The sequence below is a fragment of the Mesorhizobium sp. M4B.F.Ca.ET.017.02.2.1 genome, from assembly GCF_003998955.1.
Lineage (GTDB): Bacteria > Pseudomonadota > Alphaproteobacteria > Rhizobiales > Rhizobiaceae > Mesorhizobium > Mesorhizobium abyssinicae.
In genome coordinates, this window is sequence record NZ_RZOF01000216.1 from 1 (window position 1) to 10,881 (window position 10,881).

11 protein-coding genes are annotated in these 10,881 nt (G+C 65.2%); 9 read left to right on the forward strand and 2 right to left on the reverse strand.

The features are described 5' to 3' along the window. Both xdhA and uraH read right to left on the reverse strand, forming a co-directional pair. Positions 1–999: xanthine dehydrogenase small subunit (gene xdhA, locus EN738_RS22555; RefSeq protein ID WP_127285649.1), on the reverse strand; the 999-nt coding region annotated here is incomplete at its 3' end. Positions 1,000–1,002: 3 nt separating this feature from the next. After that, positions 1,003–1,377, reverse strand: coding sequence for a hydroxyisourate hydrolase (gene uraH, locus EN738_RS22560; protein WP_127285650.1), 375 nt, complete (start codon positions 1,375–1,377; stop codon positions 1,003–1,005). Between the two features lie 175 nt (positions 1,378–1,552). Here uraH and puuE point away from each other — a divergent pair, with 175 nt between their 5' ends. From puuE to EN738_RS22605, 9 genes are all read left to right on the forward strand, one after another. After that, positions 1,553–2,977: an allantoinase PuuE gene (puuE, locus tag EN738_RS22565; RefSeq protein ID WP_127285651.1), complete on the forward strand. Its 1,425-nt coding sequence runs from the start codon at positions 1,553–1,555 to the stop codon at positions 2,975–2,977. Positions 2,978–3,045: 68 nt separating this feature from the next. After that, entirely contained in the window at positions 3,046–3,909 is an 864-nt protein-coding gene (locus tag EN738_RS22570) for a bifunctional allantoicase/(S)-ureidoglycine aminohydrolase (protein WP_127285652.1), read from the forward strand. Next, on the forward strand, positions 3,906–4,397 hold the full coding sequence (locus EN738_RS22575) for an ureidoglycolate lyase (RefSeq protein ID WP_127285653.1): 492 nt from the start codon (positions 3,906–3,908) through the stop codon (positions 4,395–4,397). Before EN738_RS22570 ends, EN738_RS22575 begins: the two co-directional genes overlap by 4 nt. A gap of 12 nt (positions 4,398–4,409) precedes the next feature. Beyond that, positions 4,410–5,003, forward strand: coding sequence for a nucleoside deaminase (locus EN738_RS22580; protein WP_127285654.1), 594 nt, complete (start codon positions 4,410–4,412; stop codon positions 5,001–5,003). A 70-nt stretch (positions 5,004–5,073) separates the two neighbouring features. Then, a complete protein-coding gene (locus tag EN738_RS22585) occupies positions 5,074–7,059 on the forward strand; it encodes a CocE/NonD family hydrolase (protein ID WP_127285655.1) in 1,986 nt (661 codons plus the stop codon). Positions 7,060–7,208: 149 nt separating this feature from the next. Next, entirely contained in the window at positions 7,209–8,795 is a 1,587-nt protein-coding gene (locus EN738_RS22590; RefSeq protein WP_127285656.1) for an ABC transporter substrate-binding protein, read from the forward strand. A gap of 16 nt (positions 8,796–8,811) precedes the next feature. Then, positions 8,812–9,771, forward strand: a complete 960-nt coding sequence (locus EN738_RS22595) for an ABC transporter permease (protein ID WP_127285657.1) — start codon at positions 8,812–8,814, stop codon at positions 9,769–9,771. Positions 9,772–9,784: 13 nt separating this feature from the next. Continuing rightward, positions 9,785–10,612, forward strand: a complete 828-nt coding sequence (locus EN738_RS22600; protein ID WP_127285658.1) for an ABC transporter permease — start codon at positions 9,785–9,787, stop codon at positions 10,610–10,612. Then, positions 10,612–10,881: ATP-binding cassette domain-containing protein (locus EN738_RS22605; RefSeq protein WP_127285659.1), on the forward strand; the 270-nt coding region annotated here is incomplete at its 3' end. The genes EN738_RS22600 and EN738_RS22605, both read left to right, overlap by 1 nt.

Consider the following 10,881-nt stretch of genomic DNA (forward strand, 5'->3'; position numbering starts at 1 on the left):
GCGCAGCGTCAGCCGCGCGCCGAGCGCGATCAGCGGCGGCGGCGTGTCGCCGATCGGCGAGCCATTGGCGATGTTGCCGCCGATCGTGCCCATGTTGCGCACCTGCTCGCCGCCGATGCGGTCGAACAGCGGCCCGAGCGCCGGAATGCGCTTCGACAGCGTCGCGAAGGCTTCGCTGTAGGTGACGCCGGCGCCGATCGAGATCACGCCCTTGTCCTCGGATACCGTGCACAGCCCGTCGAGATTGCCGATGAAGACCGCCGGCGCGATGTCGCGCATATGCTTGGTCACCCAAAGCCCGACATCGGTGGAACCGGCAACCAGCGTCGCGCCCGGCTCCTTGTCGAGCAGCTTGGCCAGATCGTCGGCGTCGGCGGGCACGATCAGCCGCGCCTTGCCCGCGCCGATCTCGACGCGCGCGCCGTCCTTCAGCGCCGCCAGCCTTGCCGTGATCGCCTTGCGCTCGGCCGCCAGCGGGTCCTTGGCCGCCTTGCCGTAGCGGGAAATGGCCCGCGCCGCGCGCATGATCGCCTCATAGCCGGTGCAGCGGCAGAGATTGCCTTGCAGGGCCTTCTCGATCGCCGCGTCCGACGGGTCGGGCGAGCGCATCCACAGCGCGTAGAGCGACATCACGAAGCCCGGCGTGCAGAAGCCGCATTGCGAGCCGTGGAAATCGACCATCGCTCGCTGCACCGGATGCAGGTTTTCGCCGGTGCCGCGCAGATGCTCGACGGTGACGACGTGGGTGGCGTCGAGCGAGCCGAGGAAGCGGATGCAGGCGTTGACGCTTTCATAGACCAGCCGGCCGGCGGAAAGCCTGCCGACCAGCACCGTGCAGGCGCCGCAGTCGCCCTCGGCGCAGCCTTCCTTGGTGCCGCGCAGCGTCCGGTCGAGCCGCAGCCAGTCGAGCAGGGTCGCATCGGGCGCGACATCGGCCAGCGCGATGTCCTCGCCGTTGAGGATGAAGCGGATTTCGTTGCGGGTCTTGACCTTGGCCATGTCTCAACTTCCCCGATAGGTCGAATAGCCATAGGGCGAGATCAGCAGCGGCACATGGTAGTGGCGCGCTTCCGCCATGCCGAAGCGGATCGGCACGATGTCGAGGAAGGCCGGTTCCGGCAGGCTGGTCCCTTGCCGGCGCAGATAGTCGCCGGCGGCGAACACCAGTTCGTATTCGCCGGTGCGGAAATCGGCGCCGGCAAGCAGCGGCGCATCGCAGCGGCCGTCGTCATTGGTGACCACCGTTTTCAGATGCGCCCGCGTCTGCCGCTCGATGCGGAACAGCTCGATCGACAGGCCCTTGGCCGGCCTGCCGGTCGCGGTGTCGAGCACATGGGTCGTGAGGCGCCCGCCATCGGCTTTCGACGTTTCTGCCACTGCCGTCTCCCATCCCCGTACTGTCGAACGTTTCTGGTCAATTGTGCGCCCATTAAAGGCGATGCATAAGTCCCGGTCGAGCGGAGCGTGACAAAAAGCACTTTCAAAAATTTTCGGGGGAATGCACGAGTACTCCTTTCGATATCTTCACCTCAACGATCCGGCAGGAGTGACAATGCGTTACGAACGGGACATGCGCGGCTATGGGGCCAATCCGCCCGATCCGAAATGGCCCGGCGGCGCGCATGTGGCGGTGCAGTTCGTCGTCAATTACGAAGAGGGCGGCGAGAACTGCGTGCTGCACGGCGATAAGGCCTCGGAAGCCTTCCTGTCGGAGATCGTCGGCGCCGCGCCCTGGCTCGGCCAGCGCCACTGGAACATGGAATCGATCTACGAATATGGCGCCCGCGCCGGCTTCTGGAGACTTCACCGGCTGTTCACCGAGGCGCAAGTGCCGGTGACCTGCTACGGCGTCGCCACTGCGCTGGCACGCTCGCCCGACCAGGTGGCGGCCATGCAGCAGGCCCGCTGGGAGATCGCCTCGCACGGGCTGAAATGGATCGACTACCGCGATCATTCGCCCGAGGACGAGAAGCGCGACCTCGAAGAGGCGATCCGGCTGCACTACGAGGTGACCGGCGCCCGGCCGACCGGCTGGTACACCGGCCGCACCTCGGTCAACACGCTGCGGCTGGTCGCCGAGGAGGGCGGTTTCGACTACGTCTCCGATACCTATGACGACGAATTGCCCTACTGGTTCGATCGCGGCGGCCTGGAGAAGCCGCAGCTCGTCATCCCCTATACGCTCGACGCCAACGACATGCGCTTCGCCACGCCGCAAGGCTTCAATTCCGGCGACCAGTTCTTCGCCTATCTGAAGGACAGTTTCGACACCCTCTATGCCGAGGGCAGGGACGGGCGGCCGCGCATGATGAATATCGGCCTGCATTGCCGGCTGGTCGGTCGTCCGGGCCGCGTGGCGGCACTGAAGCGCTTCGTCGACTATGTGAAATCGCACGACCGGGTCTGGCTGGCGCGGCGCATCGATATCGCCAGCCACTGGCGCGAGACGCATCCTTACCAGGCGCCGGCGCTGCGTCCGTCGCGGATGGAGTTCGAGGCCTTCGTCCATGCCTTCGGCGGCGTCTTCGAGCATTCGCCCTGGATCGCAGAGCGCGCCTACGAGCTGGAGCTCGGCCCGGCGCATGACAGCGCCGGCGGCGTGCACAACGCGCTCTGCCGCGTCTTCCGCGCCGCAACCGAGGCCGAGCGGCTGTCCGTGCTCAACGCCCATCCCGACCTTGCCGGCAAGCTGGCGAAGGCCAGGCGGCTGACGGCGGAATCGGCCAGGGAGCAGGCCTCCGCCGGGCTCGACGCGCTGACCGACAAGGAACGCGAGTTGTTCTCCAAGCTCAACGCCGCCTACGTCACCACTTTCGGCTTCCCCTTCATCATCGCCGTCAAGGGCAAGAGCAAGGACCATATCCTGGCGGAGTTCGAGCGGCGCATCGGCAACAGCCGCGCCACCGAGTTCGAAACCGCCTGCAAACAGGTCGAGCGCATCGCGCTGCTTCGGCTGAAAGACATGCTGCCGCTCTAAATGTTTGGTTTTACCCAACTCCGGACGAAACACCGTCACATACTGGATTTGCTCTGAGGATCAGGACTATGGACATGATCAAGACGCCCGAGCGCACCTACTACGCACCGCATGGCGGTCATCCCGGCCAAAGCGAGCTGCTGACCGGTCGCGCCGTCTTTACCGAGGCCTATGCCGTCATCCCCAAGGGGGTGATGCAGGACATCGTCACCAGCGCCTTGCCTTTCTGGGACAAGACCAGGGTCTGGATCATCGCGCGGCCGCTGTCGGGCTTTGCCGAGACCTTCTCGCAATACATCGTCGAGGTCGAGCCCGGCGGCGGCAGCGAGCGGCCGGAGCCGGATGCCGGCGCCGAGGGCGTGCTGTTCGTGGTCGAGGGCGAGCTCAGCGTTTCGCTCGCCGGCAAGAAGCACGTGCTTCGCCCCGGCGGCTTCGCCTTCCTGCCGCCGGCGAGCGGCTGGACGGCGCGCAACGAAAGCAAGGCCGCCGTTCGCTTCCACTGGGTGCGCAAGGCCTATGAGGTGGTGGACGGGCTCGATACGCCGCCGGCCTTCTTCGCCAACGAGCAGGACATCGCGCCGACCCCGATGCCCGGCACCGAAGGCCGCTGGGCGACGACGCGCTTCGTCGACCCCGCCGACCTGCGCCACGACATGCATGTCACCATCGTCACGCTGGAGCCGGGCGCCGTCATCCCCTTCGCCGAGACCCATGTCATGGAGCATGGCCTGTACGTGCTGGAAGGCAAGGCGGTCTACCGGCTCAACCAGGACTGGGTGGAGGTCGAGGCCGGCGACTATATGTGGCTGCGCGCCTTCTGCCCGCAGGCCTGCTATGCCGGCGGCCCGGGAAAATTCCGCTATCTGCTCTACAAGGACGTCAACCGTCACGCCAAGCTCGGCGGCGCCGGCCTCGGAGGCGGCGCGCGGTGACCCGCATCGTCGCCCGGCCGCTGACGCGCGAAAACTTCGCCCCGTTCGGCGATGTCATCGACATGGGCGGCGACAATCACTACCCGATCAATGCCGGCAAGGCCGAGCGCTACCACGACCTCGCCACCGCCGAAGCCGCCGGGCCGAACGCCAGGGTGCTGATCTCGATGGTGCGCGGCACGCCCTATGAGATGCCGCTCAAGCTGACCATGGTCGAGCGCCATCCTTTCGGCAGCCAGGCCTTCATCCCGCTGTCGCCGCGCCCTTTCCTGGTCGTCGTCTGCCATGACGGCAAGGACGGCCCCGGCGAGCCGCACGCCTTCATCACCGCGCCCGGCCAGGGCATCAACTACCGCCGCAACCTCTGGCACGGCGTGCTGACGCCGATCGGCGAGGCGCAGGATTTCCTGATCGTCGACCGCGGCGGCGACGGCTCCAACCTCGAAGAGTGCCATTTCTCGCACCCTTACGAAATCCACCTCCCGTGACGGACCCAGACAATGACCGATATTTCGCTGATCGACCGCCTGCTCGACGTCATCGAGCACGACATCGTGCCGAAGACGGCCGCGGGCGTCGCCCATGGCAATAAGCTGTTCGGCGCCGCGATCCTGAGGAAGGACGACCGCTCGCTGGTGCTTGCCGAGACCAACAACGAGATCGAAAACCCGCTCTGGCACGGCGAAGTGCACTGCCTGAAGCGCTTCTACGAAATGCCGAAGGCCGAGCGCGTCGAAACCGGCGACGCGATCTTCCTCGCCACGCACGAGCCCTGCTCGCTCTGCCTGTCGGCCATCACCTGGACCGGCTTCGACAATTTCTACTACCTCTTCAGCCATGAGGATTCGCGCGACAGCTTCGCCATCCCGCATGACCTGAAGATCCTGAAGGAGGTCTTCACCCTCGACCCAGGCGGCTACAATGCCGAGAACGCCTACTGGAAGAGCTTTTCCATCCGCAGGCTGGCGCGGGCGCTGCCGGAAGCTGAGCGCAGCCGGCTGGAGGCGCGTATCGGCAAGATTTCCGCACGCTACGACGAACTGTCCGGCGCCTATCAGGAAAGCAAGGCTGACAACGACATTCCGCTGAACTGACGCGGATTGACCAGCCGATTTCGCCGGCTGGCTCATGACGCGGTGGGGCGGGCTCCATCATGTGCCAGCCATGAAAACCGTCACCGAATTTCCCCGCAAGGTCGTCGAATTTCCCGACATGGGCATCGTCATGCCGGATGGCTGCCGGTTGTCGGCGCGCATCTGGATGCCGGAGGACGCCGCCGACGATCCGGTGCCGGCGATCCTCGAGCATCTCCCCTACCGCAAGCGTGACGGCACCATCTTCCGCGATCAGCTGACGCATCCCTATTTCGCCGGCCACGGCTATGCCTCGATCCGTGTCGACATGCGCGGCAATGGCGATTCCGAAGGGCTGATGGACGACGAATATTCCGAGCAGGAACTGCAGGATGCCTGCGACGTCATCGCCTGGGCGGCGGCCCAGCCCTGGTGCAACGGCAATGTCGGCATGATGGGCATTTCCTGGGGTGGCTTCAACTGCCTGCAGGTCGCGGCTAAGCAGCCGCCGGCGCTGAAGGCGGTAATCAGCCTGTGCTCGACCGTCGACCGCTATGCCGACGACATCCATTACAAGGGCGGCTGCCTGCTGATCGAGAATTTCGGCTGGGCCTCGACCATGCTCTCCTACTCGTCGCGGCCGCCGGATCCGCTGATCGCCGGCGGCAACCGCTGGCGCGATTTGTGGCTCCACCGGCTGGAGAACCAGCCCTTCCTGGCGCCGCTCTGGCTCAGCCATCAGCATCGCGACGCCTATTGGAAGCGCGGCTCGATCTGCGAGGATTTTTCGGCGGTCAAGGCGGCCGTGCTGTCGATCGGCGGCTGGCATGACGGCTACCGCAACACCATCTCGCATCTGGTCACCAACGTCGAGGCGCCGGTCAAGGGCATCGTCGGCCCGTGGATCCACAAATACCCGCATTACGCCGGACCCAGGCCGGCGATCGGCTTCCTGCAGGAGGCCCTGCGCTGGTGGGACCGCTGGCTGAAGGGGGCCGAGACCGGCGTCGAGGCCGATCCCGACTACCGCGCCTATGTGATGGACAGCGTGCGGCCGGCGCGCTGGCACCCGGAGCGGCCAGGCCGCTGGGTGGCCGAGCAGGAATGGCCGTCGTCCAATGTCAAGGTAGAAGCGATCGAGCTGATTGCGGAAGGAGCCAAGCCTGCCATCGTCGCCACGCCGCAAAGCTGCGGCCTTGCCGGCGGCGAATATTTCCCCTTCACCTTCGGGCCGGAACTGCCGGGCGACCAGCGCCCCGACGATGCCCTGTCGGTGTGTTTCGACCGGCCGGTGCTTGATCGGGCGATCGACATTGTCGGCGCGCCGGAACTCCTGGTCAGGGTCGCCTCGGACCGGCCCCAGGCCAACATCGCTGTCAGGCTCTGTGACGTCCATCCCGACGGCGCCTCGGAACTGATCTCCTACGGCGTGCTCAATCTGACGCACCGCAACTCGCACGAATTCCCCGAGGCGCTGCCGCCGGGCGAGAGTGTCTCGGCCCGTGTCGTGCTCGACCAGTGCGCCTACCGCGTGCCGGCCGGCCACCGGCTGCGCATTGCCGTTTCAAACGCCTACTGGCCGATGATCTGGCCCTCGCCGGAGCCGGTCCGCCTCGACCTGTCGAAGGCCACGCTCAATCTGCCGGTCCGCCCGCTGGCGAAAGGCGACGAAGCTTCGTTTCCGGCTCCCGAAGGCGCCGCGCCCTGGCAGACCGAGACGATCCGCCCCGCCAGTTCCGAGCGCCATGTCGACCGCGACGAGAAGACCGGCATCGTCACGCTTTCCATCACCGATGATTTCGGCGCGGTGCGCGACCTCGCGCATGGTCTCGCCAATGGCAGCATCGTCAGGGAGGTCTGGGCGATCCATCCCGATGATCCGTCGTCAGCCTCGGGAAAAACCCACTGGACACAGACTTTGTCGCGAAATGGATGGTCGGTGCGTACCGAGACCTTCGCGGAGATCCATTCCGACCCGCAAAACTTCGTGCTGAGCGCCAGAATCGAGGCCTATGAGGGCGAAAACCGCGTCTTCGAACGCGACTTCGAACAGAAGATTCCACGCGCTCTCGTCTGAGAGCTGGCAGGATTGGTCCAATTGCGACGCGCCATTTACGCCACGGCATGTCGCATTCGGTCTTGCTTACAGCTTTCCGTTGCGCTCATTATCCTCACAAGAAACAAGAAACGGCCGCAAGGTCGAACCATCAGAGTGAGGAACCTGCAATGTCTAACGAACTGGACTATCTCAGCCGTCGTGTCGCCGCCGGCAAGCTCAGCCGTCGCGACTTTCTCGGCCGCGCCGCCGCGCTCGGCATCTCCGCTCCCTTCGCCAATTCGCTGCTTTCGAGCGCGGCCCGCGCCGCCGGTCCGGTCAAGGGCGGCACGCTGAAGGCCGGCCTCGTCGGTGGTGAATCCACCAACAGCCTCGATCCGGCGCTGATGATGACCCAGGTGCCGTTCGCCTTCGGCAAGTGCTGGGGCGAAATGATCGTCGAGCTGTCGCCTGACGGCAAGCTCGAGAACCGCATCGCCGAGGAGATCGGCTCCTCCGATGATGCCAAGGTCTGGACGCTGAAGATCCGCGACGGTGTCGAATTCCACAACGGCAAGACCGTGACCGCCGAGGACGTCGCCGCCACGCTCGAACGTCACTCCGACGAGAAGTCGAAATCCGGCGCTCTCGGCTACATGAAGGGCATCGAGAGCATCAAGGCCAGCGGCAAGGAAGTGGTGCTGACGCTGAAGGAGGCCAATGCCGACCTTCCCTACCTGCTCAGCGACTATCACCTGATCGTCCAGCCGAACGGCGGCAAGGACAAGCCCGATGCCGGCATCTCGGCGGGCCCCTATGTGGTCAAGACCAACGAGCCCGGCGTGCGCCATGTCGGCGAGCGCTTCGCCAACTACTGGCAGGGCGACAAGATGGGCCATGCCGACCAGATCGAAGTGGTCGTCATCAACGACGCGACGGCGCGCACCGCGGCCCTGCAGGGCGGCCAGGTCAACATGATCAACCGCGTCGAGCCGAAGATCGTCGACCTGATCAAGCGCGTGCCGGGCGTCACCATCCGCAACCATGCGGGCCCCGGCCACTACGTGTTCATCATGCATTGCAACACGGCGCCGTTCGACAACAACGATCTCAGGATGGCGCTGAAGTTGGCCATCGACCGCGAGGAGATGCTGAACAAGGTGCTGCGCGGCTACGGCTCGCTTGGCAACGACTTCCCGATCAACGCGGCCTACCCGCTGTTCACCGAGATCGAGCAGCGCAAGTACGATCCGGACAAGGCCAAGTTCCACTACAAGAAGTCCGGCCATGACGGCTCGGTGCTGCTCAGGACCTCCGATGTCGCCTTCCCCGGCGCCGTCGATGCCGCGCAGCTCTACCAGCAGAGCGCGGCCAAGGCCGGCATCAAGCTAGAGATCAAGCGCGAGCCGGGCGACGGCTACTGGAACGAGGTCTGGAACAAGCAGCCCTTCTGCGCCTCTTATTGGGGCGGCCGCTCGACGCAGGACCAGATGTACTCGACCGCCTATCTGTCGACGGCCGACTGGAACGACACGCGCTTCAAGCGTCCGGACTTCGACAAGATGGTGCTGGCCGCGCGCGCCGAGCTGGACGAGGCCAAGCGCAAGGCGATGTACCATGACATGGCCGTCATGGTGCGCGACGAGGGCGGCCTGATCCTGCCGATGTTCAATCAGTTCATCGATGCCACCGGCGCCAAGGTCGGCGGCTGGGTCGACGATCCGCATCAGGAGCTGATGAACGGCTACGCTCTGGCGAAGTGCTGGCTCGAAGCCTGAGTTCGGCCTTGCGGAGATGTCCTCACCCATCGTGAAACTGGTGGCCCAGCGCGTTGCGCTGGGCATCCTCCTCTTGTTGGCCGTTTCGGTCCTGATCTTCGCCGGCACCCAGATCCTGCCCGGCGACGTCGCGCAAGCCATTCTCGGACAATCGGCGACGCCGGAGTCGCTCGCCAATCTGCGCGAGCAGCTCGGGCTGAACCAGCCTGCCTATCTCCGCTACTTCCACTGGCTGGGCGGCGTGCTCACCGGCGATCTCGGCACCGCCATGTCGAGCGGGCAGGACATTGCGACATCGATCAAGGACCGGCTGTGGAACACGCTGTTCCTCGCCTTCTGGGCGGCGATCGTCGCCGTGCCGCTGGCGATCATCCTCGGTCTGATCGCGGTGCGTTACCGCAACGGCTGGGTCGACAAGCTGATCTCCGGCGTGGCGCTGGCCTCGACCTCGTTCCCGGAATTCTTCATCGGCTATGTGCTCGTCTTCTACTTCGCCGTGCAGCACCAATGGTTCCCGGCCATCTCCACCGTCTATGAGGGCATGCCGTTCGGCGAGCGCATGCAGGCCATCGCCTTGCCTGCGGCGGCGCTGACGTTGGTGGTTCTGGCCCATATGATGCGCATGACGCGCGCGGCGATCCTCAACGTCATGCAGTCGGCCTATGTCGAGACGGCCGAGTTGAAGGGTCTGTCGGCCTTCGCCGTCATCCGCAAGCATGCGTTCCCGAACGCCATCGCGCCGATCATCAACGTCGTCATGCTCAACCTCGCCTATCTCGTCGTCGGCGTCGTCGTGGTCGAGGTGATCTTCGTCTATCCCGGCATGGGACAGTATCTGGTCGACCACGTCACCAAGCGCGACGTGCCGGTCGTTCAGGCGGTCGGCCTGATCTTCGCCGCCGTCTATATCAGCCTCAACATCATCGCGGACATTGCGGCGATCGTCGCCAATCCGCGCCTCAGGCATCCGAAGTAGGAGGGAGCGGGACATGCTGAATATTGCACGCATCCCCCTACCGGCATTGATCGGTATCGTGCTGACCTCGCTGTTCGTGCTGGCAGCGATCTTCGCGCCCTGGATCGCGCCGCACGGCAATGCCGAGATTGTCAGCGACGTCCCTTGGGAACCGATGTCATCGGCGCACTGGCTGGGCACCGACAATCTCGGCCGCGACCTGCTGTCACGCATGATCTACGGCGCCCGCATCACCCTGTTCATCGCGGTGCTGGCCACCGCGCTGTCCTTCTCGCTCGGCGCCATACTCGGTTTTTCGGCCGCGGTGTTCGGCGGCTGGTACGACACCATCCTGTCGCGCCTCATCGACCTGCTGATGTCGATCCCGACGCTGATCATGGCCCTCGTCGTGCTTTCGGTGCTCCCCTCTAACGTGGTGACGCTGATCCTGGTGATGGGGGTTCTCGACTCCACCCGCGTCTACCGGCTGTCGCGCGCGGTCGCCGTCGACATCAACGTCATGGATTATGTCGAAGCCGCCAAATTGCGCGGCGAAGGCAGCGCCTGGATCATCTTCCGCGAGATCCTGCCCAATGCGCTGTCGCCGCTGGTCTCGGAGCTTGGCCTGCGTTTCATCTATGCGGTGCTGTTCTTGTCGACGCTCTCCTTCCTCGGCCTCGGCGTGCAGCCGCCGGATGCCGACTGGGGCGGCATGGTCAAGGAAAACAAGGACGGTATCGTCTTCGGCATCGCGGCGGCGCTGATCCCGGCCGCGGCCATCGCGGCGCTTGCCATCTCCGTCAATCTCGTCGCCGACTGGGTGCTCAACCGGACGGCAAGCCTGAAGGGAGGGCGCGGGTGATGGCCGACACCAAAGCGAAGCCCGGCATGCTGCTCGACATCCGCAACCTGCGCATCGAAGCGACCGTCTATCCGCCCGGCGAGCAGCCGAAGACCATCACCTTGGTGCACGACGTCTCGCTGACGCTGGAAAAGGGCAAGGTGCTCGGCCTGATAGGCGAGTCCGGCGCCGGCAAGTCGACCATCGGTCTGTCGTCGATGGGCTATGGCCGCGGCGGCGTGCGCATCACCGGTGGCGAGGTCATCCTCAACGGACGCGACATCCTGAAG

Bases quoted from the DNA above. Each gene is read 5' to 3' on its own strand.
- puuE (WP_127285651.1), top strand. From the start codon at position 1,553: ATGCGTTACGAACGGGACATGCGCGGCTATGGGGCCAATCCGCCCGAT.
- EN738_RS22585 (WP_127285655.1), top strand. From the start codon at position 5,074: ATGAAAACCGTCACCGAATTTCCCCGCAAGGTCGTCGAATTTCCCGAC.
- EN738_RS22580 (WP_127285654.1), top strand. From the start codon at position 4,410: ATGACCGATATTTCGCTGATCGACCGCCTGCTCGACGTCATCGAGCAC.
- EN738_RS22590 (WP_127285656.1), top strand. From the start codon at position 7,209: ATGTCTAACGAACTGGACTATCTCAGCCGTCGTGTCGCCGCCGGCAAG.
- EN738_RS22600 (WP_127285658.1), top strand. From the start codon at position 9,785: ATGCTGAATATTGCACGCATCCCCCTACCGGCATTGATCGGTATCGTG.
- EN738_RS22570 (WP_127285652.1), top strand. From the start codon at position 3,046: ATGGACATGATCAAGACGCCCGAGCGCACCTACTACGCACCGCATGGC.
- EN738_RS22595 (WP_127285657.1), top strand. From the start codon at position 8,812: ATGTCCTCACCCATCGTGAAACTGGTGGCCCAGCGCGTTGCGCTGGGC.